A 26876-nucleotide genomic window follows, 5' to 3' on the forward strand; every position below is an offset into this window, starting at 1 on the left:
CTGCGCCAGCAGCTTATCCGGGACCGCCGGAAACGCTGCTGAAGGTTGGCGGCGGTGGACGCCAGAGCTTGCCACGGTCCCGGATATCCGCTTCGCGGATTCCGGGATGACAAAGCGAAGGAGGACGGCGCGGGCTAGGGAAGAAGACGCCCCCCCCCGCAGCCCTCTCAGGCCGAGGTTTCGGGCTTCAGGGTGTCGCGCAGGTGGCGCTTGAGGAACTTGCCGCTGGCGTTGCGCGGGATCGCCTCGTCCAGGAACCAGACGTAGCGAGGCACCTTGTGCTTGGCGATGCGCTCGCCGACGTGGGCGCGCAGGGCGTCGGCGTCGAAGCTTTTGTCTGGATGCAGCACCACGGCGATGCCGACCTCCTCGCCCAGCCGGGTGTCCGGCACGCCGAACACGCAGCACTCGGCGATGGCCTCGTGGCTGAAGGCCGCGGACTCCACCTCGGCGCAATAGACGTTCTCGCCGCCGCGCAGCACCATGTCCTTCTTGCGGTCGACGATGAAGATGAAGCCGTCCTCGTCGATGCGGGCGACGTCGCCGGTATGCAGCCAGCCGTCGGTGATCGACTCGGCGGTGGCCTCGGGGCGGTTGATGTAGCCCTTGATCACCGGCGCGCCCTTGACCCAGAGCTCGCCGACTTCGCCCGGCGCGACGGTATTGCCGTCGTCGTCCACGCACTTGACCTCGAAGGTCGGCATGGCCGGGCCGACGCTGGCCGGCTTGTCGACGAAGAAGTCGGCCGCCACCGCGGTGATGATGCCGCAGGTCTCGGTCATGCCGTAGCCGGTATTCGGCCGGGCCGTGGCCACCTGGCTGTCGATCTTGGCCACCAGGTCGGGCTGCAGCTGGGCGCCGCCGCCGCCCAGGCTGGCCAGGCTGGAGAGGTCGTGCTTGGCGAAGTCGGGGTGGCTGAGCAGCTCGCGGCTCATCACCGGCACCCCGCTCATGGCGGTGATCTTCTCCCGCTCGATCAGCTTCAGGGCCTCGCCGGCGTCCCAGCGGTACATCAGCACCATCTTGCCGCCGCCGGCGGTGACCGAATAGGCGCCGCAGTTGTTGGCGGTGACGTGGAACAGCGGCGTGGTCAGCAGCGCCGCCGGGATCGGCGGGGCCGGCGCGTCCGCCGGATCGACGCCCATCGCCCGCATGGTCGCCAGACCCTGCACCTGGCCCGAGAACATCATGTTGAACAGATTGGAGACGCAGCCGCGCTGGGTCAGCTGCGCGCCCTTGGGAAAGCCCGTGGTGCCGGAGGTGTAGAAGATGCAGGCGTCGGCGTCCGGGTCGACCGCGACGTCGGGCAGGGCCCCGCCGTTCCTGATCACGTCGGCATAGGGGATCGCCCCCGGCGGCAGGGCGTCGGTGCGCACGCCGACGATCTTCACGCCCTCGGCCATCGACGGGCGCTCGGCGATCCGCGCCAGGCGCTCGGCGTCGGCGAACAGCACCTTGGGGGCAGAGTCCTTGAGCGCGTATTCCAGCTCGTCGGCCACCCACCAGGCGTTCATGCCGACCACGGCCACGCCCACCGAGACGCAGGCCCAGTAGACCAGCATCCATTCCGGATAGTTGCGCATGGCGATCGCCACCCGGTCGCCGGGCTTGACGCCGTTGGCGAACAGCCAGGAGGCGATGGCGGCCACCTCGGCGTGCGCCTCGGCATAGGTCTTCCGTTCGTCCTGGTAGACGATGTACTCGCGGTCGGCGAACTGGGCGGTGGACAGCCAGATCTCGCGCACGCTGGGCGGCGCGTTCTTGAAGCTGCGGATCGTCTGGCCGCGCACCTCGATCGGCTGCACCTCGAACGGCGCGCCAGGGGCGGTCAGCTCGCTCCAGGCCTGTTTCAGCTCCTTGTAATGCACGGGGCAGCCCTCTTGGCGTTTGGTTTCCTCCCCTTCGCCGCTAGGGCTCCCTGAGCCGCTTGTCAAACGGCCGTTGGGGAAGGCGGCCGTCAGGGAAACCTCGCCAAGGCGCGCCGGTGTGGCGGCCTTGCACCCCCTCCACCATCGGGCTCCGCCCGATGGTCTCCCTCCTCCCATGCGCAGCGCAGCGGAGCGGGAGAGGTGGCGCTCGGCGCGTCAGCGCTGAGCGACGGAGGGGGCGCAAGGCAAGCGACGCTTCAGAGCATCTCCAGGTCCTGCAGCCAGGCCTCCATCAGGCCGAGCCAGCGGTCCACCGGCTTGTTCTGCGCCGTCATGCCGAAGCCGTGGCCGCCGCGCCTGAACACGTGGAATTCGGCCGGCCGGTCGGCGTTGGACCAGTCGACGAACAGCCGCTCGACCACCTTGAACAGCATGCGGTCGTCCTGGGCGATGCAGGTGAACAGCGGCGGGGCGTCGGCCGGCACCGGGCGGCCTTGCGTCTCGCCGCCGTAGATCGGCGCGGCGAACGCCAGCGGCGCGCCGCCCGGCTGCATCGCCACGTCGGCGGTCAGGAAGGCGCCGGCGGAGAAGCCGACCATGCCGATCCGGTCGGGCTGCACGCCATAGGCGGCGGCGTGCTCGCGGGCGAGCGCCAGGGCCTGGCGGCCATCGGTGGCCGCGGCCGTGCGGCCGGCCAACATGCGCTCGTCCTTGACCAGGTCGGCAAGGGCGCGCGGCAGCTCCGTGGCGGGCCGGCGCTCGAACACCCCCGCACCCGCGGCCATCTTGGCGTTGGCGGCCTCGAACACGGCCGGGTCGTCCGGCGTGGCGCTGACCCGGTACTTCAGCAGGAAGGCGGTGACCCCGCGGGCGGCGAACCATTGCGCCAGGTCCACCCCCTCGTGCGTCCAGGCGAGGATCCGCCAGCCGCCGCCGGGCGCGATGATCACCCCGGTTCCGTTCGCCCGGGTCGGATCGGCCGGGAATACCGTCAGGGTGGGCGCCGTGACATTACGCAGCATGGTCGACGGCGGTCCGCCGCCGCCCGAAGAGAGGTATGACTGCTCGGGTCCGACATCCGGCAGGGGATCGGGCGCGCCGTTGGGCCAGAGGTCGATCACAGGATGATCGGCCAGGGAGAGCTCGGTGTGCGGCAGGGCGCGGGCGTCGTCGGCCATGGGTTTCCTCCGGCGTTTTCCACACCCTCGCGCAAACGGCGGGCGGCGCCTAGCCGGCGAGGTCGGACTGTTCGAGGAAACGGGCGATCAGCCAGCGCGCCGCAGGCCCCGGCGCGGCGTCGGCCCGGTGCAGGGCGTGAAAGGTGTAGGCGGCGCGCGCATAGTCGCTGAGCTTCAGCGCCACCAGCCGGCCGGCCTCGATGTCGCCGGCGACCATGTAGGCCGGCATGTTGCCCCAGCCGATGCCGGCCAGCAGCAGGGCGTGCTTGGCGCCCAGGTCCGCCAGGCGCCAGGTGTTCAGACTGAGCACGGCGAAGTCGCGCCCCTCGGTCAGCCTCGAGCGGTCGGTGAGCACGAGCTGCACGTGGCCGCGCGCCGCGCCGGGAGCCTGGCCCTGGCCGCGCGCCAGCGGATGGAACGGGGCGGCCACCGGGATCAGCTCCACCTGGCCGACCGCGATCTGGGTCAGGTCCTCGCCCTGCACCGGCAGCGGGCCGCTCACGCCGACGCCGGCGGTCCCGTCGCGCAGCATCTGCACCACCGCGCCCAGCGCCTCGACGTGCAGCCGCAGGGTCACGGTCGGGAACGCCGCCTGGAACGCCTGCAGGGCGTCGACCAGCCGCGCCGTGGGAAACATCACGTCCACCACCAGCGAGACCTCGGCCTCCAGCCCTTGCAGCAGGCCGCGCACCTTGGCCTTCAGATCGTCGACCCCGCGCGACACCTGGCGGGCCTCGGCCAGCACGGCGCGGCCGGCCTGGGTCAGCTGCGGCTTGCGGGTGGTGTGACGATCGAACAGCGGCAGTCCGAGCTGCGCCTCGAGGTTGGCGATGGCGTAGCTGATCGCCGAGACCGCCCGGTTCTGCCGCCGCGCCGCCGCGGCGAAGCTGCCGGTCTCCACCACCGCCAGGAACACCTGAAGCTGGTCGAGCGTGGGCGCCCCGGGATCCAACATTTCTAAAATCCAGAAAAGTTTGATCAATATTATACGAGTTTTCCGCTTGACCGGCGAGACCTAGATAACCGGCCATCGACACGGGAGACCGCCGATGACCATCACCGCCCCCACCGCCGCACGCCGCGCGATCAGCACGGCCAGCACCGCCTTCCGCACCCTGGAGGGCGACGGCTTCGAGGTGCGCCGCGCCATTCCGGGCGCCGGCTTCGAGGCGATCGGCCCGTTCATCTTCCTCGATCACTTCGGCCCGATCGCGGTGCGGCCCGGCGAGGCCAAGGGCGCCTCGGCCCACCCGCACGCCGGCATCGAGACCCTGACCCTGCTGCTGGAGGGCCGCCAGACGCACAAGGACAGCCTGGGCAACGTCTCGTCGATGCGCGCCGGCGAGGCGCAGTGGATGCGCGCCGGCCGCGGCATCGTGCACGATGAAGGCCCCGACGAAGTCATGCGCCGCGACGGCGGCCCGCTGCACGGGGTGCAGCTGTGGCTGAACCTGCCGGCCGGGCACAAGCACGACGAGCCCGCCTATCGCCACGTGCGCGCCGACGAGGTTCCCGCGATCACCAGCCCGGACGGGGCCGTGCGGGCGCGGCTGTTCGCCGGGGCCCTCGGCGCCCTGGCCGGGCCGATCGAAACCTTTGGCGCGCCGTTCGTGGCCCAGGTCACGTTCGAGCGGGACGGGCGCGTCACCCTGCCGGCCGGCGCGTCGCGGGAGCTCGGCGCCTATGTGATGACCGGCGCCGTTCGGCTGACCGACGATGGCCCGGCTCTGGGCGCCGGCCGCATCGGCCGCCTGACCGACGGCGAGACGCTGACCCTGATCGGCGACGCCGGAACCGAAGTGCTGCTGGTGGGCGGCGATCCCCTGGACGCTCCCATCGTGCGCCACGGACCGTTCGTGATGAACCGCATCGACGAGCTCGAGCGGGCGGTCCTCGACTACCACGCCGGCCGGATGGGCCGCATCGCGACCTGAGCCGGCGCCTCTCTTACCCCCTAACCCTCCCCAAACGCATCCTCTGAAGGAGTATTTCCATGACCAAGGTCCTCGTCCTCTATCACTCCGCCTACGGCCACGTCGAAGCCCTGGCCGAAGCGGTCGCCGAAGGCGCCCGCGGCGCCGGCGCCCAGGTCGACATCAAGCGCGTGCCGGAAACCGTGCCCGAGGAGATCGCCAAGGCGGCGCACTTCAAGCTCGACCAGAAGGCGCCGGTGGCCAAGATCGAAGACCTGGCGGACTACGACGCCATCGTCGTCGGCACCGGCACCCGCTTTGGCCGGATGGGCTCGCAGATGGCGGCCTTCCTCGACCAGGCCGGCGGCCTGTGGGCCCGCGGCGCGCTGAACGGCAAGGTCGGCGGCGCCTTCGCCTCGACCGCCACCCAGCACGGCGGCCAGGAAACCACCCTGTTCTCGGTGATCACCAACCTGCTGCACTTCGGCATGACCATCGTCGGCCTGCCCTATAGCCACCAGGGCCAGATGACCCTGGACGAGATCACCGGCGGCAGCCCCTACGGCGCCACCACCATCGCCGCCGGCGACGGCTCGCGCCAGCCCACGGCCAATGAGCTGGCGGGCGCGCGCCACCAGGGCGAGCTGATCGCCAAGACGGCTCAGAAGCTGGCGGCCTGACGCAGGCCTCTCCGACGGAGCGGCTAGCGAAAACCTCTATTGAAAGCTGTACTTACGGGCCGTCCGCACGCTGCGGGCGGCCTTTCTATGCCTGGAAAAACAGAAGCCACGCGAATGCCGCGCCGTATTGCTGCGCGGAAATCCGCTTGAAGTTTGACCTTGTCAGGAACCTTCGCCAATGGCGGTACGTTCGCCGTCCCGGACAGGAGCGGCCGCCTTCCGAACGCGAGAGACAACGGAGACCTGATGAGCCAGACGACGATGGACGGACGCCGCCCGGCGCCGCCGCCCCGCCGCCGCGCGCCCTGGCGCACGATCGTCGGCATCGCCGTGGTGATCCTCGTCGCCGTCGCCCTGGCCCTGGGCCTGCGCCAATGCGCGTCCGGCGGGGCCGCAAAGGGCGGACCTGGCGGTCCCGGCGGCCGGGGCGGTCCCGGCGGCGGGCGTCCCAGCATCACCGTCGGCGTGGCCAAGGCGACCTTGGGCGACATCCCGATCACCCTCAACGCCCTGGGCACCGTCACGCCGGCGGCCACGGTCAATGTCACGCCGCGCGTGTCGGGCATGCTGGTGCAGGTGAACTTCAAGGAGGGCCAGATGGTCCGCAAGGGCCAGCAGCTGGCCCTGGTCGACCCGCGGCCGTTCCAGGTGGCCCTGGACCAGGCCCGCGGCCAGCAGCTGCGCGACCAGGCGCTGCTGGACAACGCCCGCATCGACCTGAAGCGCTACCAGACCCTGAAGGCGCAGGACTCCATCGCCGGCCAGCAGGTCGACACCCAGGCTTCGCTGGTGCGCCAGTACGAGGCCGCCGTGGTCAGTGACAAGGGCGCCGTGGGCGCGGCCCAGCTGAACCTGTCGTTCGCCCGCATCACCGCGCCGGTGTCCGGCCGCGTGGGGCTGCGCCAGGTGGACGCCGGCAACCAGATCGTCGCCAACAGCGCCACGCCGATCACCGTGGTGGCCCAGGTCGACCCGATCGACGTGGTGTTCTCGGTGCCGGAAGACCAGATCCCCGCCATCACCCAGGCCGCGGGCCCCTCCGGCAGCGGCCTGACCGTCACCACCTACGACCGCACCGGCGGCACGGCGCTGGCGCAGGGCACGCTGTCCACCATCGACAACGTCGTGGACGTCAACACCGGCACGGTGAAGGCCAAGGCCCGCTTCGCCAACACCAACGGCGCCCTGTTCCCCAACCAGTTCGTCAACATCACCCTGCTGATCACCACCCTGCACAACCAGGTAACGGTCCCGGCCACGGCGGTGCGGCACGGCAGCCAGGGCGACTTCGTCTGGGTGCTGACCGATCACACCGTGCACCAGCGGCCGGTGAAGGTCGGCCCGGGGACGGGCGAGGCGTTCTCCATCGCCTCGGGCCTCAACGCCGGCGAGACGGTGATCACCGATGGCGGCGACCGGCTGCGAGACGGCGGCACGGTGACCCTGCCGGGCGAGACCCCGAAGTTCGGCGGCGCCGGCGGCCGGGGCGGTCATCGCCGCGGCCAGGGCGGCGGCCAGTGGAACGGCGGCCAGGGCGGCGGCGTGCAGGGCGGCGGCGGCCAGGCCGTCCCGGCCGGCAATGGCGCCGGCGAGACGCAGGGCCCCGGCAGCCAGGGCGCGAGCCCGGCGGTGGCCCCGGCGTTCCAGCCCCCGGCCCCGGCGGGTCAGGGCCAGGGTCAGCCGCCGGCGGGCGGCCGCCACCATGGGCAGGGCGGTCAGTCCGGTCAGGCTCCCGCAGCGTCGGCCGCGCCTGGCGGTCCGCCGGCCGCCCAGGCGGGCGGCGACGACTGGGTGGCGCGGTTCCGCGCCCGGCGCCCGGACTACAAGGGCCCCATGCCGCCGGCGAACCTGACTCCCGAGCAGCGCCGCGAGTGGTTCCGCTCGCACTTCGGCGGCGGCCAGGGCGGCGGGGGCGGCCAGGCCGCTCCGGGCGGCCAGTGATCCCGGCGACGACCGCAAAAGCCCCCCGGCCATGAGCCCCTCGCGTCCCTTCATCGAGCGCCCGGTCGCCACCACCCTGTTCATGGCGGCGGTGCTGCTGTGCGGCCTGGTGGCGTTCAAGTTCCTGTCGCTGTCGGCCCTGCCGGAAGTCGACTATCCCACCATCCAGGTGCAGACCTCCTATCCGGGGGCCAGCCCGGAGGTGATGGCCACCACCGTCACCGCCCCGCTGGAGCGGCAGTTCGGCCAGATGTCCGACCTGAACCGGATGAGCTCGATCAGCTCGTCGGGCGCCTCGACCATCACCTTGCAGTTCAACCTCGACCTTGGCCTGGACGTCGCCGAGCAGGAGGTGCAGGCCGCGATCAACGCCTCCGGCAGCCTGCTGCCCTCCGACCTGCCGGCCCCGCCGATCTACGCCAAGGTCAATCCGGCCGACGCGCCGATCATCACCCTGGCGCTGACCTCGGACACGGTCCCGCTGACCCAGATCCAGAGCCTGGCCGACACCCAGCTGGCGCAGAAGATCTCGCAGCTGCCCGGCGTCGGCCTGGTCTCGATCAGCGGCGGCCAGCGGCCGGCCGTGCGCATCCAGGCCAATACCCGCGCCCTGGCCTCCAACGGCCTGACCCTGGCCGACGTACGCACCGCGATCGGCGCGGCCAACGCCAACAGCGCCAAGGGCAGCTTCGACGGACCCACCCGCGCCTACGCGATCAACGCCAACGACCAGCTGGTCACCGCCGACGACTACGCCAACCAGATCATCGCCTACCGCAACGGCGCGCCGCTGCGGCTAAAGGACGTGGCCAAGGTGGTCGACGGGGCCGAGAACACCAAGCTCGGCGCGATCTACAACACCACCCCCGGCATCGTGCTGAACGTGCAGCGCCAGCCGGGCGCCAACGTCATCACCACCGTCGATGCGATCAAGAAGTCGCTGCCGGAGATGACCGCCGGCCTGCCGGCGGGGATCAAGGTGACGGTGGTGACCGACCGCACCACCGGCATCCGCGCGTCGGTGCACGACGTGGAGTTCGAGCTGCTGCTGTCGGTGCTGCTGGTGGTGCTGGTGATCTTCCTGTTCCTGCGCAGCCCGCAGGCCACCTTCATCGCCTCGATCGCCGTGCCCCTGTCCCTGGTGGGCACCTTCGCGGTGATGTACCTGCTGAACTTCTCGCTCAACAATCTGACGCTGATGGCGCTGACCATCGCTACCGGCTTCGTGGTCGACGACGCCATCGTCATGATCGAGAACATCGCCCGCTATCTCGAGGAGGGCGAGACGCCGCTGAAGGCGGCGCTGAAAGGCGCTGAGCAGATCGGCTTCACCATCATCTCGCTGACGGTGTCGCTGATCGCCGTGCTGATCCCGCTGCTGTTCATGGGCGATGTCGTCGGCCGGCTGTTCCGCCAGTTCGCCATCACCCTGGCGGTGACCATCGTCATCTCGGCGGTGGTGTCGCTGACCATCGTGCCGACCCTGTCGGCGCTGTGGCTGAAGACCCACACCAAGACCGAGGAGAGCACCTTCGCCAGGCGCTCCAAGGCGGTGATCGACGGGGTCATCGACCGTTACGACCGGGCCCTGGTCTGGGTGCTGGACCGGCAGATGGCCACCCTGGCCGTGGCCGTCGCCACCCTGGCGCTGACCGCCCTGCTCTACGTGGTGATCCCCAAGGGCCTGTTCCCGACCCAGGACACCGGCCTGGTGCAGGGTGTGCTGGAGACCCGCCAGACCATCTCCTATCCGGCCATGAGCCAGGTGCAGCAGCAGGTCGCCGGCCGGCTGCTGACCGACCCGGACGTCGCCAGCCTGACCGGGTTCGTCGGCGTCGATTCAAACAACACCACGGTCAACAACAGCCGCTTCCTGATCAATCTGAAGGACTTCGGCGATCGGTCGTCGTCGCAGACCAAGACCCTCGACCGGCTGCGCAAGCTGGCGGCAGACGTGCCGGGCGTGACCCTCTACCTGCAGCCGGTGCAGGACCTGACCATCGACGCCACGGCGGCGCGCACCCAGTACCAGTTCTCGCTGGAGGGCTCGGACCAGAAGACCGTGTCCGAGGCCGCGTCCAGGCTGGTCGACGCCCTCAGCCGCAACAACAAGGTCCGCAACGTCGCCGCGGATGTGCAGAACCAGGGGCTGTCGGCCTTCGTCAAAATCGACCGCGACACCGCCGCGCGGCTGGCGATCACCCCGTCCACGGTGGACGACGCCCTGTACGACGCCTTCGGCCAGCGGATCATCTCGACCATCTTCACCGAGTCGACCCAGTACCGGGTGATCCTGGAAGCCGACCCGGCGCAGATGACCACGCCGGACGGCCTGCAGACGCTCTACCTGCGGGCGGGCAACGGTTCGCCGACGCCGCTCGGCTCGATGGCCACCATCGTCAGGCAGACCGCGCCGCTGCAGATCAACCACGTCTCCCAGTTTCCGTCCGCGAACATCTCGTTCGACACGGCGCCCGGGGTGGCGCTGGGCGACGCCGTGAACTCGATCAAGAAGACCGAGAAGAGCCTGAACCTGCCGGCGACCATCACCACCACCTTCCTCGGCGCGGCGAACGCCTTCCAGGCGTCGCTGGCGAACGAGCTGTGGCTGATCCTGGCGGCGATCGTGACGGTCTACATCGTGCTGGGCGTGCTCTACGAGAGCTACGTCCACCCGATCACCATCCTGTCCACCCTGCCCTCGGCCGGCGTCGGCGCCCTGCTGATGCTGATCCTGTTCGGCCAGGACCTGGGGGTGATCGGCATCATCGGCATCATCCTGCTGATCGGCATCGTCAAGAAGAACGCCATCATGATGATCGACTTCGCCCTCGAGGCGGAGCGCGAGCAGGGCAAGAGCCCGCGCGAGGCGATCCATCAGGCCGCCCTGCTGCGCTTCCGGCCGATCATCATGACCACCCTGGCGGCCCTGTTCGGCGCGCTGCCGCTGATGCTGGGCTGGGGCGTGGGTTCTGAGCTGCGCCATCCGCTGGGCATCAGCATCGTCGGCGGCCTGATCGTCAGCCAGGCCCTGACCCTGTTCACCACGCCGGTGATCTACCTGCAGTTCGACCGTCTGGCGCGTCGCCTGGGCGGCAAGGGCGGGGACCGCGAGGGCGTCACGCCTGGGAACGGGCCGCGGGGCCCCTCGCCGGCGGCCCAGGAGGAGGCCGGTGGGCCGGGGACGCCGCCCGCGCCGGCGCCGGCGGCGCCATGAACCTCTCGGCGCCCTTCATCCGCCGGCCAATCGGCACCATCCTGCTGACCATCGGCATCGCCCTGGCCGGCGCGGCGGCCTTCTTCAGGCTGCCGGTCTCGCCCCTGCCGCAGGTGGACTTCCCCGTCGTGTCGGTGTCGGCCAGCCTGCCGGGCGCCAGTCCGGAGACCATGTCCTCGTCGGTGGCCTCGCCGCTGGAGAAGCACCTGGGGATCATCGCCGACGTCAACGAGATGACCTCGCGCTCCAGCGTCGGCCAGACCAACATCATCCTGCAGTTCGGCCTGAACCGGAACATCGACGGCGCCGCGCGCGACGTGCAGGCGGCGATCAACGCCGCGCGGGTGGACCTGCCGGCGACGTTGCGCAGCAACCCCACCTACAACAAGCGCAACCCCGCCGACGCGCCGATCATGATCCTGGCGATGACGTCGAAGACCAAGACGCCGGGGCAGATCTACGACGCCGCCAACACCATCATCCAGCAGCAGCTGTCGCAGGTGAAGGGCGTCGGCGAGGTGGACATCGGCGGCGCCTCCCTGCCCGCGGTGCGGGTGGAGCTGAACCCGGTCGCCCTGGCCAAGTACGGCATCGCCCTGGAGGACGTGCGGGCAGCCCTGGCCTCGGCCAACGCCAATCGCCCCAAGGGGGTGATCGAAGACGGCCACATGCGCTTCCAGCTCTACACCAACGACGCCGGGACCGTGGCCAAGGACTACGCCCCTCTGGTGATCGCCTGGCGCAACGGCGCGCCGGTGCGGCTGCAGGACATCGCCACCGTCCAGGACGGGGTCGAGGACGTGCATAACCTCGGCCTTTTCAGCTCGGCGCCCCCCTCGACCGGCAAGCCGCAGTCCGCGGCGGCCGGCGGTTCGAGCGCCCCTGTGGCGGCGGTCCCGGGCGCCGGCGCCGCCAACGGCGGTCCGCGCGGCGGCGCCATGCGCCAGTTCGGCGGACAGCCCGCCGTGCTGGTGATCATCAGCCGCCAGCCCAACGCCAACATCATCGACACCGTCGAGCGGGTGAAGGCCAAGATCCCGGCCCTGCAGTCGGTGCTGCCCGCGGACATCGACATGCAGGTCGCCGCCGACCGCACCATCACCATCCGCGCCTCCCTGGCCGACGTCGAGCGCACGGTGCTGATCTCGCTGCTGCTGGTGGTGGGCGTGGTGGCGTTCTTCCTGCACAACGGGCGCGGCGTGCTGATCCCCAGCGTGGCGGTGACGGTGTCGCTGCTGGGCGCCGTCGGCGTGATGTTCATGCTGGGCTTCTCGCTGGACAACCTGTCGCTGATGGCTCTGACCATCGCCACCGGCTTCGTCGTCGATGACGCCATCGTGGTGATGGAGAACATCACCCGCCACATCGAGAACGGCATGGGCCGGATGGAGGCGGCGCTGAAGGGGGCGCAGGAGGTGGGGTTCACCGTCCTGTCGATCAGCATCTCGCTGGTGGCGGTGTTCCTGCCGATCATGCTGATGGGCGGGATCATCGGCCGGCTGTTTCGCGAGTTCGCCCTGACCCTGTCGACGGCGATCCTGGTGTCGCTGGTGATCTCGCTGACCACCACGCCGATGATGTGCGCCTTCCTGATCAGGCCGCCGGATCCGAACCGCAGGCCGCATCCGCTGACCCGCCTCTCCGAGGGGATCTTCGGCGGCATGCAGTCGCTGTACCGCCGGGCGCTGACCTGGTCGCTGGACGCCGGGCCGGTGATGCTGGCGGTGCTGGTCGCCACCATCGCCCTGAACGTCTACCTGTTCGCCATCGTGCCGAAGGGCTTCTTCCCGCAGCAGGACACCGGCCAGCTGATGGGCGGGCTGCAGACCGACCAGTCATCCTCGTTCCAGATCAGCCAGCGCCGCCTGAAGCAGTTCGTCGGCATCATCCAGAGCGACCCGGCGGTGCAGACCGTGGTGGCCTTCGCCGGACGCAACGCCGCCGGCGGCTTCCTGCAGGTGGTGCTCAAGCCCAAGGCCGAGCGCGACGCCAGCGCCGACCAGGTGGTGGCGCGCCTGCGCCCGAGGCTGGCGCGGGTGACCGGGGCCAGCCTGTTCCTCAACCCGGTGCAGGACTTCCGCATGGGCGGTCGCCAGTCCAACGCCAGCTACCAGTACACGTTGAAGGCCGACGACCTGACGCAGCTGCGCACCTGGGCCACCAAGCTCAGCGAGGCGATGAAGACCCAGCCGTCGCTGCAGGACGTCAACACCGACCAGGAAGACCACGGCCTGCAGGCGTTCGTCACCATCGACCGCGACAAGGCCGGACGCCTTGGCCTGTCGAACAACCAGATCGACAACACCCTCTACGACGCCTTCGGCCAGCGGCAGGTGTCGAACATCTTCAAGGACGAGAACCAGTACCACGTGGTGATGGAGGTCGACCCCTCGTTCAACCAGAACACCGAGGCGCTGAAGAACATCTACGTCACCAACGGCAAGTCGTCGGCCAACACCGTGGTGACCTCGGCGAGCACAACCGCCGGCGTGGTCGGCTCCAGTTCCACCTCGGCCCAGCTCGGGGTTTCCGGCGCCCAGGCCGCCGCGGCGGGGCCGACCGCGCCGCCGTCGCGCGGGGCCTCCACCGGCACGGCCGTCTCCTCGACGCGCGAGCTGATGGTGCCCCTGTCGGAGATCGCCAGCTGGGCCGATTCCTCGACGCCCACTTCGGTCAACCACCAGGACTCGCAGCCGGCGACGACCATCTCGTTCAACCTGACCCCGGGCAAGTCGCTGAGCAACGCCCAGGCCGAGATCGCCCAGGCCCAGGCGCAGATCGGCCTGCCGGCCACGGTGCATGGCAGCTTCCAGGGCACCGCCAAGGTGTTCTCAGACAGCCTGTCGAACGAGCCGATCCTGATCGCCGCGGCGCTGATCGCCATCTACCTGGTGCTGGGCATCCTCTACGAGAGCTACATCCACCCGCTGACGGTGCTCTCCACCCTGCCCTCGGCGGGCGTCGGCGCGGCGATCGCCCTGATCCTCTTCAAGACCGAATTTTCCATCATCGCCATGATCGGCGTCATTCTCCTGATCGGCATCGTGAAGAAGAATGCGATCATGATGATCGATTTCGCCCTGGCCGCAGAACGAGACGGCGCCACGCCCCGCGAGGCCATCTACCAGGCGGCGCTGACCCGCTTCCGGCCGATCATGATGACCACCTTTGCCGCCATCCTGGGGGCCCTGCCGCTGGCGATCGGCTGGGGCGAGGGCTCGGAGCTGCGCCGGCCGCTGGGGATCGCCATCATCGGCGGCCTGGTGGTGAGCCAGTTGCTGACCCTGCTGACCACGCCGGTGGTCTATCTCTACCTCGACAAGCTGCGCCGTCGCCGCAAGCCGCGCGCCAACCCCGATCCGGCTCCGGATGACGATCCGGCCCGGCCCCACCCCGTTCCGGCGGCCTGACCCATGACCATGATCTCCCTCCGCCGCTCCCGCACCCTGGCGACGCTGCTGCTCGGGGCCTGCGCGCTCAGCGCCTGCATGGTGGGGCCGAACTACCAGCGGCCCGCCGCCGAGGTGACCCCGGCCTACAAGGAGGCGCCCGCCGGCTGGGCGCCGGCCAATCCCTCGGACGCCGCCGACCGGCGCGACTGGTGGACCGTGTTCGACGACCCGGTGCTGAACGACCTGGAGCAGCGGGTCGAGGTGTCGAACCAGAACCTGAAGGCGGCCGAGGCGGCGTATCGCCAGGCCACGGCCACGGTCAGCGAACAGCGCGCGGCGCTGTGGCCGACCATCAACCTCGACGCTTCCGCCTCGCACTCCGGCGGCGGCGGGGCGACGGTGGGCTCGGGATCGAGCGCGGGGCGATCGGGCAACGCCTTCAACGTCGGCGCTTCCGGCTCGTGGGAGCCGGACCTGTGGGGCCGCATCCGCCGCACCATCGCCAACGCCAAGGACAACGCCCAGGCCAGCGCCGCCGACCTGGCCAACGCCCGCCTGTCGGCCCAGACCACCCTGGCGCTGGACTACATCCAGCTGCGCCAGCTGGACGAGCAGAAGCGGATCCTCGACGCCACCGTGGACGCCTACGCCCGCGCCCTGACGGTCACCCGGAACAAGTACGCCGTCGGCGTGGCGGCCAAGAGCGACGTGCTGTCGGCGCAGACCCAGCTGACCAACGCCCAGGCCAGCAACACCGACCTGATCCAGCAGCGCGCCAAGCTGGAGCACGCCATCGCCATCCTCACCGGCCGCGCGCCGGCGGAGGTGACCATCGTCCCGGCGGCCTGGACGCTGAGGGTCCCCGGCATCCCGGCCGGCGTGCCTTCCACCCTTCTGGAGCGACGCCCGGACATCGCCGGCGCCGAACGCCGGGCGGCGGCGGCCAACGAACAGATCGGCGTCAACGTCGCGGCCTATTTCCCCAGCCTGACGCTCACCGGCCAGGGCGGCTTCGCCTCCAGCGAGCTGGGACGGCTGTTCAGCGCCTCGTCCGGCAGCTGGTCGGTGGGCGCCTCGCTGGCCGAGACGGTGTTCGACGCCGGTGCGCGGCGCGCCCGGGTGCGAGAATCCCGCGCCGCCTACGACCAGGCGGTGGCCACCTACCGCCAGACCGTGCTGACCGGCCTCGGCGAGGTGGAGGACAACCTTGCCGCCCAGCGCGTGCTGGCCACCGAGCAGTCGCAGCGCGACCAGGCGATGGCCGCCGCCGTGGAGAACGAGCGTATCGTCTCCAACCAGTACAATGCCGGCCAGGTGGACTACACCACGGTGGTGGTCGCCCAGACCTCGGCGCTCAGCGCGCGGCAGAATGCGCTCAGCAACCAGGCCAGCCAGCTGGCCGCCGCGGTGAACCTGATCAGCGCCCTGGGCGGCGGGTGGAACGTGTCACAGGGCGCCAAGTAGCCTGGCGCGAAGCAGACGGCGGAGGGGGCGGACATGAGACGGCTGGCGGGCGCGATCCTGAGCTTGATCCTGGGCGCCGTCGCGGGGCGCGCGGCGCAGGCCGCCGAGGCGCCCACCGTCTGGGTGGAGGTCACCGGCCGCGGGACCGAGGTCCGCGCCGTCACCGCCGAGGCCGCGTGCCCGGCGATCACGGTCGACGGCCATCGCCGGCGCATGACAGAGCGCGCCGCGCCGACCGACGCCTTCGCCAACCGCATCTGCGTCGCCGCCCTGTCCCGGGGCGTCAGAACCGTGCGCCTGGCCGGTCAGGCCCTGCCGGTCCCGAAGGCGCGGCCCCGGCGGCTGGTGATCCTGGGCGACAGCGGTTGCCGGCTGAAGGGGCCGATCGTCCAGGACTGTAACGACCCCAAGTCGGGGTGGCCCTTCGCCCTGGTCTCGGCCCTGGCCGCGAAGCAGAAGCCCGACCTGGTGGTCCACGTCGGCGACTACTATTACCGCGAAACGCCCTGCCCGGCCGGCGACGCCCGCTGCGCGGGCAGCCCCTTTGGCGACCGCTGGGCGACCTGGCGCGCCGAGGTGTTCGCCCCGGCCGCGCCGCTGCTGGCGGCTGCCCCCTGGGTGTTCGCCCGCGGCAACCACGAGGACTGCCAGCGCGGCGGCGCCGGCTGGTTCCGGCTGCTGGACGCCTCGCAGGAGGTCCGTGCCTGCCCGGCGCAAAGCGACACCTTCGCCGTCGAGCTGGGCGGCGTGCGACTGCTGGTGCTCGACAGCGCCGATCCCGACGACTTCACCCTCAAGCCGGACCAGGAGGCCGCCTTCGTCGCGCGGATGGACGCCATGGACCGGCTGCGCCGCGGCGAGCCGGCCTGGCTGGTGACGCATCGCCCGTTCTGGGTGATCGAGCGCAAGGGCGACGCCCTGTCGGACGGCCTGGGCAACGTCAACCTGCGGGCTGCCGCCAAGGGCCGCGACCTGAAGGGGATCGATCTGGTGCTGGTCGGCCATGTGCACAACTTCACCAGCCTGGACTTCGGCGCTGCGCGCCCGCCAGAACTGATCGTCGGCGCCGGCGGCGACCTGCAGAGCCCCGCCGACCTGCCGGCCCCCGCCGTGGGCCCGGTGAGCATCGACGGCCTGCAGGCCCAGGCCTTCACCATGGGCCGGTTCGGCTACTTCGTGTTCGACCGCAAGGGCGCCGACTGGATGGGGGCCTTCCACGACCTCACCGACGCGGTGATCGCCCGCTGCCGGCTGCATGCCGCGCGGCTGACCTGCGAGCAGGCGTAGGGGGAGGGCCACCCCCCCGTCTGTCATCCCGGAAAGGCGCGCCAGAGCCTTATCAGGGACCGCCAGACGCGCTGACATCCGTTGGGCACGGCAAGCGCCGGCGCCTGCCGCGGTCCCGGATATTCGCTGTGCGAATTCCGGGATGACAGACGTTGAGAAGGCTTCACCCCAACGCCACGCCGTCCAGGGTGATGCGGTGCATCAGCCGGCGGTGGCCCTGGTAGTCGTTCATGGCGTTGTGCCAGGTGCAGCGGTTGTCCCAGATCGCCATCGACCCCGGCCGCCACGAGAAGCGGTGGACGAACTGCGGTTTGACCGCGTGCTGGTAGAGCCAGCCCAGCAGGGCAAAGCTCTCCTCCCGGCTCCAGCCGACGATGCCGGTGGTGAAGGCCGGATTGACGTACAGCGCCCTGCGGCCGCTGCCGGGATGGCGGATCACCATCGGGTGGATTGCCTCCGGCGTGTCGGCGTGGCCGGCGAGTTCCGGCCGGTCGGTCTTGCCATAGACCCCCTCGGTCCCGAACACGTGCGCCGAGGCGTGGTGCGCCTGCAGCGTCTCCAGGGTGGCCTTCAGCCCGTCGGAGAGCGCGTCGTAGGCGGCGTACATGTCGGCGAACAGGGTGTCGCCGCCGGTGGGCGGGGTCTCCACCGCCAGCAGCACCGATCCCATCGCCGGCGCGGCGTCGTAGCTGTGGTCGGTGTGCCAGCCGCCGCCGATGTTGCTGGTCTGCGCCTCAGCCTTCTCCACCTTGGCGATCTCGGGATGGCGCTCGGTCTTGGGGAAGTAGCGGTTGACCACGATCGGCGCGAGCCGGCGTGCGAAGGCGATCTGCTGTTCCGGCGTCAGCGCGGTCTCGCGGAAGAACACCACCCCGCGATGGAACACCGCCTCGCGCACCGCGTCGACCTCCCGGTCCGAGGCCCGGTTCGGGTCCAGCCCCTCGATCAGAGCGCCGCAGCCCCGCAGCGGGCGGATGTCGAGGGTGGAAACGGTCATGGCGTCCTCCGAGGTCTGGCCGAAGGATAGGCCCGCGCTTGGCCGGTATTGTCACACAAGTTACATTCGGTGGATGGACGACGCCGCCCGCGCCAAGGCCGAGACTCTGCTGCGCGCCTCCGCCTGGATCAGCGAGCGCGGCGAGGACCTGATCACGCCGCTGCTGGACCACGGGCGCATCGTCGCCCTGGCCCCCGGGCAGTGGGCCCAGGGCGAGGGCGACGACGAGACCGGCGTGCTGGTGGTCCTGGAGGGGACGGTGCAGATGCTCTGCCAGGCCCCCGGCGACCGCGAGATCCTGATCGGCCAGGCCGGCCCCGGCGTCGCCATCGGCCAGACCCTGCGCTTCGGTGGCGGGCCGCGGCTGGTGACGGTGATCTGCACCCAGCCGGCCCTGCTGCTGCAGGCCTCCGACCGCGCCCTCGGCCGCATCGCGGCCAACCATCCCGCGATCTGGGAGGCGGTGGCGGCCCTGCTCTACCTGCAACTCCGCGGCCTGCTGACCCTGCTGGCGCAAGGCGCCCTGCCGCCGCGCCAGCGGCTCGCGGCGCGGCTGCTGCTGCTGCTGGCGGGCGCCGGGCGGGCCGGCGACACGGTGACGGTCAGCCAGCAGGCGCTGGGCGAGATGACCGGCCTGACGCGCAAGACGGTGAACGGCTACCTCGGCGACTTCGAGCGGGCCGGCCTGCTGCGGCGTGGCTACGGCGCGCTGCGCCTCACCGACCGCGCCGGCCTCGGGCGCATCGCCAGCCGTTGAATTTTTCTGTGGACTGACCCGACGGCGGGTCGCCAAGTGTCGCGCGACAATGGCCGTCGCCGCCGGTGGCGCGGCTGCCCCAAGGAAGGACGCGACCTATGCCCGAAGCCCTCATCATCGACGCCTGCCGTACGCCCCGCGGCATCGGCAAGGTCGGCAAGGGCGCCCTGGCCGACATCCACCCGCAGCAGCTGTCCGCGACGGTGCTGAAGGCCCTGGCCGAGCGCAACAACCTGAAGACCCACGAAGTCGACGACATCATCTGGGGCACCTCCAGCCAGCGCGGCAAGCAGGGCGGCGACATGGGCCGCATGGCGGCGCTCGACGCCGGCTATGACGTCAAGGCCAGCGGCGTGACCCTGGACCGCTTCTGCGGCTCGGGCATCACCACGGTGAACCTGGCGGCGGCCTCGATCATGTCGGGCATGGAAGACCTGGTGATCGCCGGCGGCTGCGAGATGATGTCGTACACGGCCGCCAGCGCCGACCGCTCCGGCGGTCCGATGCTGATGGACGGCGGCAACATGCGCCTGCGCGCGCGCCACCCGCAGTCGCACCAGGGCATCTGCGCCGACGCCATCGCCACGCTGGAAGGCATCAGCCGCGAGGCGGTGGACGAGCTGGCCCTGGTCAGCCAGCAGCGCGCCGACGCGGCCATCAAGGGCGGCCACTTCGACCGCGCCCTGGTGCCGGTCTACAAGGAAGACGGCAGCCTGGCCCTCGACCACGAGGAATTCCCGCGGCCGCAGACCACCCTCGAAGGCCTCGCCGGGCTGAAGGCCTCGTTCGAGGCGATGGCCGAGGTGCCGATCGACGAGAAGGGCACCACCCTGGCCGGCCTGATCCGTCAGGTCTATCCCGACCTGAAGATCAAGCACATCCACCATGCCGGCAACTCGTCGGGCGTGGTCGACGGCTCGGGCGCGGTGCTGCTGGCCTCGCCGGAATACGCCGCCAAGAACGGCCTGAAGCCGCGCGCCCGCGTGGTGGCCATGGCCAACATGGGCGACAGCCCGACGTTGATGCTGAACGCCCCGGTGCCGGCGGCCCGCAAGGTGCTGCAGAAGGCCGGCCTGACCCTGGACGACATCGACCTGTTCGAGATCAACGAGGCCTTCGCGGTTGTGGCCGAGAAGTTCATCCGCGACCTGGGCCTCGACCGCGAGAAGGTCAACGTCAACGGCGGCGCCATGGCGCTGGGCCACCCGATCGGCGCCACCGGCTCGATCCTGATCGGCACCCTCCTCGACGAGCTGGAACGCCGCGACCTGAAGCGCGGCCTGGTGACCATGTGCGCCGCGGGCGGCATGGCCCCGGCGATCATCATCGAACGCGTCTGATCCTCACCGGATCTTCGACCTGATGGCCGGCCCCTCGCACCCCGCGGGGGGCCGGTTCCGTTTTGCCTGCTTCGACGCCGACCAGGGGTCCAGGTGGGGCAAGGACGCCCCGGCCGGCGCCGCTCCGCCGCAGGCGAGCCCGGGCGGAGACCGGGCAAGCTAGGCGCCCGCCCCGCCGCTGACTTGGACTGCGCGCCCGCGGACTGGGTCTATGCGGCCCTCACCGACGATTTCGGCTTCTGCGCCGACCGCACCGCCCGCTATGACGGGGGCGGGAGGCGTGAACCGCATGTGCGACACCCTGGTCGGCCTGGCGCCGGCGACCGCCACGGGCGGCGCGATCTTCGGCAAGAACAGCGACCGCGAGCGCAACGAGGCGCAGGGCCTGGAATTCAGCCCACGCGCCCGGCATGCCGCCGGCGCGCCCCTGCAACTCACCTATGTGGCGATCCCCCAGGTCGCCCAGACCCACGCCTGCCTGCTCAGCCGCCCGTTCTGGATGTGGGGCGCGGAGATGGGGGCCAACGAGCACGGGGTGGTGATCGGCAACGAGGCGGTGTTCGCCAAGGTCCCCGCCGCGCGGCGGCGGTCGCTGATCGGCATGGACCTGGTGCGCCTGGGCCTGGAGCGCGGCGCCACGGCGGCCGAGGCGCTGGAGGTGATGATCGCCCTGCTGGAGCGCCACGGACAGGGCGGCGACTGCGGCCATCTCGCCCGCTTCTACTACCACAACAGCTTCATCGTCGCCGACGCCGGGCACGCCTTCGTGCTGGAGACCGTCGGCCGCTGGTGGGCCGTCGAACAGGTCGCGGGCGGCCTTCGCGCCCTGTCCAACGCGCTCAGCATCGGACCGCGGGCGGACCGGGTCAGCGGCGCGCTGGCGGCGCACGCGGCGGCCGAAGGCTGGACGGACGGGGACGGGCGGTTCGACTTCGCGGGCCGGCTGCTGGACGAGGAACGCGACGCCATCTCCCGCGGGCGTCTGCGCTGCGCCAGGGGCCAGGCGCTGCTGCAACGCCGGCGCGGGACCCTGGACGCGTTGGGCATGATGGCGATCCTGCGCGACCACGGCGAGGCGGCGGAGAACGACCCGGACTGGCATCCGGCGCACACCGTCGGCCGCACGCTCTGCATGCACGCCGCCGAAGGGCCGCGCCGCAGCCAGAGCGTCGGCTCCCTGGTCAGCGACATCCGCCGCACGCGACCGGCCCTGCACTGGGTGACCGGAACCTCGGCGCCGTGCCTGAGCCTGTTCAAGCCGTTCGTATTCGGCGCCGCGCTGCCGGCCCACGGCCCGCCCCCCAGCGACCGGTACGACGGCGAGACCCTGTGGTGGCGCCACGAGCAGCTGCACCGCGCCGCCTACGCCGACTTTGCCGCCTGCCTGGCCGAGTTGGCCCCGGAGCGCGATCGTCTGGAGGCGGCCTTCGCCGCACGGATGGACGAGGCGCTGGCGAAGGGCGGCCGCGCCGTACAAACCGCCGTGGACGTCTGCTGGGCCGAGGCCGAGGCGGCGGAAACGCGCTGGCGAGCCGCCGCCCAACACGCGACCGGCAAGGCGCCCGCCCCCTTCGCCCGCAGCTGGGCCCGGCTGAACCAGGTCGCGGGGTTCGACAAGGGGTGACCAGCCCCCCTCAGATTCCGTCACCTTCGGGCCCCGGGACGCGCCGCGGCGCGGCCCGCCCGGGACAGGCTACGTCCCGAGGGTCCAGGCACGCGTGTGAAGGATTGGCGCGCTTCGAAGGGCGCGTCACGACGGAGCGGCTGCCGCCGCAGCAACGCTCCGCTGCCGCTCGCGACTTCGCTTACCGTGTTCATGGATCCTCGGGACTGGCGCCCGAGGATGACGGTAGAGGGTGTGGTGAGGGCGCCGCCGGGCCGGCTCGGTCGCGCGCACCCCTCGCCGCCGCGATCAGCGCCTGGGTGTACGAATGCTGCGGGTCGGCGAACACCTGCGCCGTGGGGCCCGCTTCGACGATCCGGCCGGCCTGCATGACCATCAGCCGGTCGGTCACCGCCCGCGCGACGGAAAGGTCGTGGGTGACGAACAGCCAGGCCAGGTCCAGGTCGTCGGAGAGTCGGGCGAGCAGGCGCAGGATCTCGGCGCGCACTGGCGTGTCGAGCGCGGAGACCGCCTCGTCCAGTAGCACCACCTTCGGCGCGGTGATCAGCGCCCGGGCGATGGCGATGCGCTGGCGCTGGCCGCCGGAGAACTGATGGGCGAACCGGTCGGCGGCCTCGGCGGGCAGGCCCACCTGCGCCAGCATCTCCACCACGCGCCTGCGTCGCTCGGCGCCCCGCGGCGGATCGTCCAGCAGACCGAGCGGCTCTGCCACCAGGTCCGCCACCCGCCAGCGCGGGTCGAAGCTGCCGTAGGGGTCCTGGAACACCGCCTGCACGGTCGCGCGCCGGCGGCGGCTGGCCCGGTCATCGAAACGGACGCCGTCGACCTGGACCTCACCGCCCTGGGGCGGCTCCAGACCAAGCAGGGCGCGCAGCAGGGTCGACTTGCCGGAGCCGGACTCGCCGACCAGCCCCAGGCGCTCGCCGGGGCGCAGGACCAGGTCCACGCCGTCGACCGCGCGGAACGGCTCGCCACGGCGCCAGCCCCGGCGGGCGCCGGGATAGGCGCGCACCAGCTTGCGCGCCTCCAGCACCGGCGCGGCGTGCGACGGCGCTCGCGGCGGCAGGGCGACGCCGGCGTAGGGATCGGGCAGGCCGGCGAGGACGCCGGCCGTGGCCCCCGTCTCGATGATCCGCCCCTCGCGCATCACCGCCACCCGGTCGGCGAGCCCGCCGACCACGGCCAGGTCGTGCGTGATCAGGATGAGGGCCGAGCCATCTTCGCGCGCCAGCGACCGCAGCAGCTCCAGGATCTGCGCCTGGGTGGTGACGTCGAGCGCCGTGGTGGGTTCATCGGCGATGATCAGCTTTGGCCTCAGCGCCGTGGCGATGGCGATCACCACGCGCTGGCGCTGACCGCCGGAGAGCTGGTGCGGGTAGCGGTTCAGCGGGACCTGCGCCGGGGGCAGTCCGGCGCGCGAGAGGGCCGCCCCGGCCTCGGTGAGGGCGGCGCGCCGGGACAGGCGGCGATGCAGGCGGAACACCTCGGCGACCTGGTCGCCGATCGTCACCAGCGGGTTCAGCGCCGTCATCGGCTCCTGGAACACCAGGCCGATCTGCGCGCCGCGCACCCGCCGCATCTCGCGCTCGGTCAGGCCCAGCAGCGACTGGCCCGCCAGCCGCACGTCTCCCGAGATTACGGCGCCCGCCGGCGGCAGGCCCAGGATCGACAGGGCGGTGAGCGACTTGCCGGACCCGGACTCGCCGACCAGGCCGAGGATCTCGCCGGCCGCGAGCTCGAAGCCGACGTCGGCCAGCAGTGGGCGGCCCTCCAGCGTCAGGGACAGCCCCTCCACCTGCAGCAGCGGCGGGGTCATCGCCGCCGCTCCAGCCTGGGGTCCAGGGCGTCGCGCAGCCCGTCGCCCAGCAGGTTGAGCCCCAGCACGGTCAGGGCGATCGCCAGGCCCGGGAAGATCGCCAGCCAGGGGGCGAAGCCGATCATGGTCTGGGCGTCGTTCAGCATCCGGCCCCAGCTCGGGGTCGGCGGCTGCGCGCCCAGGCCGACGTAGGACAGCCCGGCCTCGGCGAGCACGGCGACGGAGAACTGGATGGTGGCCTGGACGATCAGCAGGCCGGCGATGTTGGGCAGGATGTGGCGCAGGCTGATCGCGGCCCGGCCAAGGCCGGCCATGCGCGCGGCCAGCACGAAATCCTGGGTCCACAGGCTGAGCGCCCCGCCGCGGGTCACCCTGGCGAACACCGGCACGTTGAAGACGCCGATGGCGATGATGGCGTTCAGCGCGCCCGGTCCCAGCACGGCGGTGAACAGGATGGCCAGCAGCAGCGCCGGCAGGGCGAACACCAGGTCGGCGCCGCGCATCACCAGCTCCTCGATCCATCCGCCGCGCGCGGCGGCCCACAGGCCGAGCGGCGCGCCGACGGACAGGCCCATGCCGACCGCCACCACCGAGACCAGCAGCGAGTTGCGGGCGCCGGCGATGATCATCGACAGGACATCGCGGCCGAAATGGTCGGTCCCGAACGGATGCGCCCAGGACGGCGCCAGCAGGCGGTGAGCGACGTCGACCTGCGCCACGTCGTAGGGGGTCCAGACCAGCGACAGCAGCACGGACGCCAGGAACAGGCCGGTGAGGGTCAGGCCGAGGACCAGGCCCGGCGCCAGGCGCGGGATCCGGCTCATCGGCGCGTCCTGAGGCGCGGATCGGCCGCCGCATACGCCAGGTCGGTGACGAAGGCGGCGCAGACCATGATCAGCACCAGCAGCGCCGCCACGCCCTGCACGACGATCAAGTCGCGCTGGCTGATCGCCTGGAACACCAGCCGGCCGAGCCCCGGCAGGTAGAACACGTTCTCGACGATCACGCCGCCGGCCACCAGCAGCGGCAGCTGCAGGCCGAGGATGGTCAAGGTCGGGATCAGGGCGTTGCGCAAGGCGTGGCCGACCAGCACCTGGCCGGGGCTCAGGCCCTTGGCGCGGGCGGTGCGCACATAGTCCTGGCCAAGGGTCTCGATCAGGGCCGAGCGCAGCACCCGGGCGAGGATCGCGCCCTGCGGCAGGGCCAGCGCCAGCGCCGGCAGGATCAGCGCCTTCAGCGCCGGCCAGGGACCGTCGCCCCAGCCGGGGAAGCCTCCCGAGGGCAGCCAGCGCAGGCCGACGGCGAACACCAGCACCAGCAGCATCGCCAGCCAGAAGTTCGGCAGCGCCATGCCCACCTGCGCGGCGCCCATGGCCAGGCCGTCGCCCAGCCGCCCGCGGCGCGACGCGGCGAACAGGCCGACCGGCAGGGCGATGGCGAGCGCGATCAGGGTGGCCAGGCCCGTCAGCGCCACCGAGACCGGCAGCCGCTCGCCGATCAGCCCGGCCACCGGCGTCCGGTAGGTGTACGACAGGCCAAGCTCGCCATGCGCCATCCCGGCCAGCCAGCCGAGGTAGCGTCGCCATGCCGGCGCATCGAGGCCGAGCTGGGCGTGCAGCGCCGCCACCGCCTCGGGGTTGGCGTTCAGGCCCATCATGTAGGCCGCCGGATCGCCCGGCAGCACCTGGATCAGCAGGAAGATCACCAGGGTCGCGGCCAGGAAGGTCAGGCTCAGCGCCAGGGCCCGGCGCGCGACGTAGGCCGGCCCGAGGGCGCGGGCGGCGAGGCCCATCAGCAGCGCCGCGACGCCCAGCGCCAGGCCGAGGCCCCAGCCCTTGGCGCCGTCGGCCGTCGGCGCCCCGGCCGCCGCGGCGGGGCCGGCCGGCTCGTCGAACCAGGCGCCGGTCATGCCGTTCTGCTGCACCGTCTGGTCGATGGCGACGCCCTGCAGATGGCGGTCCCAGACGCCCAGCGCCGGCAGTTCGAACAGGAAGACGTTGACGCTGTCCTCGGCGATCTGACGCTGCAGCGCGCCCAGCAGGACATGCCGCTGCGCCGGATCGACGGCCGCGTCGGCCTGGGTCATCAGCGCCTGGTAGGCCGGGCTGTGGTAGCCGAAATAGTAGCTGTCGCGGGCGTAGATGCCGTAGTCCATCGGCTCGGTGTGGGCGACGATGGTCATGTCGAAGTCGTGGTCGCCATAGACGCGACCCAGCCACTGGGCCCACTCCAGGGTCTCGATGTGGACCCGCACCCCGGCCTGGGCGAGCTGCGCGGCCACGATCTCGCCGGAACGCCGGGCGTAGCTGGGCGGCGGCAGGCGCAGGGTGGCGTCGAAGCCGTGCGGATAGCCGGCCTGCGCCAGCAGCGCCCTGGCCATGGCGACGTCGTGCGGATAGCGGCCGGTGAGGTCGACATAGTCCGGGTCACCGGGCGGGAAGTGGCTGCCGATCGGCTGGCCATAGCCGAACATCGCCCCGTCGATGATCGCCTTGCGGTCGATCGCGTAGGCCAGGGCGCGGCGTACGCGAAGGTCGCTGAACGGCGCCCGGGCGTTGTTCAGCGCCAGGATGGTCTTGCCCTGGGTGGTCCCGACGTGGACCGAAAACCGCGGATCGCGCTGGAATTCCGCCAGCGTCTCCGGCGCGGGAAATCCGGGGAAGGCGTCGAGGTCCCCCGCCTTCATCGCCGCCGCGGCCGCGGTGGGGTCGGCGATGAACCTGATCTCCATGCCGGCCAGGCGCGGCCGCGCGCCCCAGTAGGCCGGATTGCGCGCCAGGGTGATGGACTCGCCCCGCCGCCAGGCCTTCAGCGCGAACGGGCCTGTACCGACCGGGCGGGTGGCGTCGGTCGCCGCCGTGCGCGGCGACACCATCGCCGCGTCGCCCCAGGTCAGCACGTGGATCAGCACCGCCGACGGGCGCGAGAGCACCAGGCGGACGGTATAGGCGTCCGGCGTCTCCACCCGGTCGATGACGCTGAGATAGGTCTTCTGGGCGTTCAGCGATCCGGGCGCCCGGGCCCGGTCGAGGGAGAACTTGACCACGCTGGCGTCGAACGGCGATCCGTCCTGGAAGCGCACGCCTCGGCGCAGGTGGAAGACGTAGAGCCGTCCGTCCGGCGCGATCTCCCAGGATTCCGCCAGCGCCGGCGCGATGGTCCCGCCCGGCCCGGCGCGAACCAGCCCCTCGAAGATCGTCCCCGTCGCCACCTCGTCGATCGCCGAGGCCGCGCCGGACGTGGGGTCCAGGATCGGCGGCTCCAGCTGCATGCCGTAGCGCACGACGTCGCGGGCGAAGGCGGGGGCGGCGAAGAGGGCCAGGATGAGCGCAAGGAGCAGGGCGCGGCCGGCGTCCCGCTGGAGCCCCCTCCACCGCTTCGCGGTCCCCCTCCCCCAGAGGG

Annotated in this window: 17 protein-coding genes; 10 read left to right on the plus strand and 7 right to left on the minus strand. The window is 71.5% G+C overall.

The window, feature by feature from the left end:
- Positions 1 to 167 precede the first annotated feature (167 nt).
- The 3 genes from ACO2Q3_RS14960 to ACO2Q3_RS14970 all read right to left on the minus strand — a co-directional run bounded on the left by ACO2Q3_RS14960 (position 168) and on the right by ACO2Q3_RS14970 (position 4001).
- Entirely contained in the window at positions 168 to 1868 is a 1701-nt protein-coding gene (locus tag ACO2Q3_RS14960; protein WP_423307827.1) for a class I adenylate-forming enzyme family protein, read from the minus strand.
- A gap of 257 nt (positions 1869 to 2125) precedes the next feature.
- Positions 2126 to 3046 carry an alpha/beta hydrolase gene (locus ACO2Q3_RS14965; RefSeq protein ID WP_423307829.1) on the minus strand — a complete coding sequence of 307 codons (921 nt, stop codon included), beginning with the start codon at positions 3044 to 3046 and terminating at the stop codon, positions 2126 to 2128.
- 49 nt (positions 3047 to 3095) lie between these two features.
- Positions 3096 to 4001 carry a LysR family transcriptional regulator gene (locus tag ACO2Q3_RS14970; protein WP_423307831.1) on the minus strand — a complete coding sequence of 302 codons (906 nt, stop codon included), beginning with the start codon at positions 3999 to 4001 and terminating at the stop codon, positions 3096 to 3098.
- 94 nt (positions 4002 to 4095) lie between these two features.
- On the opposite strand from ACO2Q3_RS14970, the gene ACO2Q3_RS14975 reads away from it, so the two are divergent.
- From ACO2Q3_RS14975 to ACO2Q3_RS15005, 7 genes are all read left to right on the plus strand, one after another.
- Positions 4096 to 4980: a pirin family protein gene (locus tag ACO2Q3_RS14975; RefSeq protein WP_423307833.1), complete on the plus strand. Its 885-nt coding sequence runs from the start codon at positions 4096 to 4098 to the stop codon at positions 4978 to 4980.
- 59 nt (positions 4981 to 5039) lie between these two features.
- Positions 5040 to 5639 carry an NAD(P)H:quinone oxidoreductase gene (gene wrbA / locus ACO2Q3_RS14980; protein WP_423307835.1) on the plus strand — a complete coding sequence of 200 codons (600 nt, stop codon included), beginning with the start codon at positions 5040 to 5042 and terminating at the stop codon, positions 5637 to 5639.
- 246 nt (positions 5640 to 5885) lie between these two features.
- On the plus strand, positions 5886 to 7580 hold the full coding sequence (locus ACO2Q3_RS14985; protein WP_423307837.1) for an MdtA/MuxA family multidrug efflux RND transporter periplasmic adaptor subunit: 1695 nt from the start codon (positions 5886 to 5888) through the stop codon (positions 7578 to 7580).
- A 31-nt stretch (positions 7581 to 7611) separates the two neighbouring features.
- Positions 7612 to 10797 carry a multidrug efflux RND transporter permease subunit gene (locus ACO2Q3_RS14990; RefSeq protein WP_423307839.1) on the plus strand — a complete coding sequence of 1062 codons (3186 nt, stop codon included), beginning with the start codon at positions 7612 to 7614 and terminating at the stop codon, positions 10795 to 10797.
- Entirely contained in the window at positions 10794 to 14207 is a 3414-nt protein-coding gene (locus tag ACO2Q3_RS14995; protein ID WP_423307841.1) for an efflux RND transporter permease subunit, read from the plus strand. The genes ACO2Q3_RS14990 and ACO2Q3_RS14995 overlap by 4 nt, the downstream gene beginning before the upstream one ends.
- 3 nt (positions 14208 to 14210) lie before the next feature.
- Entirely contained in the window at positions 14211 to 15653 is a 1443-nt protein-coding gene (locus tag ACO2Q3_RS15000; RefSeq protein WP_423307843.1) for an efflux transporter outer membrane subunit, read from the plus strand.
- Positions 15654 to 15686: 33 nt separating this feature from the next.
- Positions 15687 to 16940, plus strand: a complete 1254-nt coding sequence (locus tag ACO2Q3_RS15005; RefSeq protein ID WP_423307845.1) for a metallophosphoesterase family protein — start codon at positions 15687 to 15689, stop codon at positions 16938 to 16940.
- Between the two features lie 163 nt (positions 16941 to 17103).
- Here ACO2Q3_RS15005 and ACO2Q3_RS15010 read toward each other — a convergent pair whose 3' ends face one another.
- Complete coding sequence (locus ACO2Q3_RS15010) at positions 17104 to 17937, minus strand: TauD/TfdA dioxygenase family protein (protein ID WP_423307847.1); 834 nt, start codon at positions 17935 to 17937, stop codon at positions 17104 to 17106.
- A 73-nt stretch (positions 17938 to 18010) separates the two neighbouring features.
- Between ACO2Q3_RS15010 and ACO2Q3_RS15015 the strand changes: the two genes are divergently transcribed.
- The 3 genes from ACO2Q3_RS15015 to ACO2Q3_RS15025 all read left to right on the plus strand — a co-directional run bounded on the left by ACO2Q3_RS15015 (position 18011) and on the right by ACO2Q3_RS15025 (position 21658).
- Positions 18011 to 18694, plus strand: a complete 684-nt coding sequence (locus tag ACO2Q3_RS15015; RefSeq protein WP_423307851.1) for a Crp/Fnr family transcriptional regulator — start codon at positions 18011 to 18013, stop codon at positions 18692 to 18694.
- A 98-nt stretch (positions 18695 to 18792) separates the two neighbouring features.
- Positions 18793 to 20034 carry an acetyl-CoA C-acetyltransferase gene (locus ACO2Q3_RS15020; RefSeq protein WP_423307853.1) on the plus strand — a complete coding sequence of 414 codons (1242 nt, stop codon included), beginning with the start codon at positions 18793 to 18795 and terminating at the stop codon, positions 20032 to 20034.
- Positions 20035 to 20323: 289 nt separating this feature from the next.
- On the plus strand, positions 20324 to 21658 hold the full coding sequence (locus ACO2Q3_RS15025) for a hypothetical protein (RefSeq protein ID WP_423307855.1): 1335 nt from the start codon (positions 20324 to 20326) through the stop codon (positions 21656 to 21658).
- A 190-nt stretch (positions 21659 to 21848) separates the two neighbouring features.
- On the opposite strand, the gene ACO2Q3_RS15030 is transcribed toward ACO2Q3_RS15025, so the two are convergent.
- The 3 genes from ACO2Q3_RS15030 to ACO2Q3_RS15040 form a co-directional block, all read right to left on the minus strand.
- Positions 21849 to 23474 carry a dipeptide ABC transporter ATP-binding protein gene (locus tag ACO2Q3_RS15030; RefSeq protein WP_423307857.1) on the minus strand — a complete coding sequence of 542 codons (1626 nt, stop codon included), beginning with the start codon at positions 23472 to 23474 and terminating at the stop codon, positions 21849 to 21851.
- Positions 23471 to 24298 (minus strand): ABC transporter permease, encoded by an 828-nt coding sequence (locus ACO2Q3_RS15035; RefSeq protein WP_423307859.1) that lies wholly within the window; start codon positions 24296 to 24298, stop codon positions 23471 to 23473. Before ACO2Q3_RS15035 ends, ACO2Q3_RS15030 begins: the two co-directional genes overlap by 4 nt.
- Positions 24295 to 26876 (minus strand): ABC transporter substrate-binding protein (locus ACO2Q3_RS15040; RefSeq protein WP_423307861.1); only part of this gene is annotated, 2582 nt, incomplete at its 5' end. The genes ACO2Q3_RS15040 and ACO2Q3_RS15035, both read right to left, overlap by 4 nt.

It is taken from the genome of Caulobacter sp. KR2-114 (genome assembly GCF_049446115.1).
In the GTDB taxonomy this organism is placed as follows: Bacteria; Pseudomonadota; Alphaproteobacteria; order Caulobacterales; family Caulobacteraceae; genus Acaudatibacter.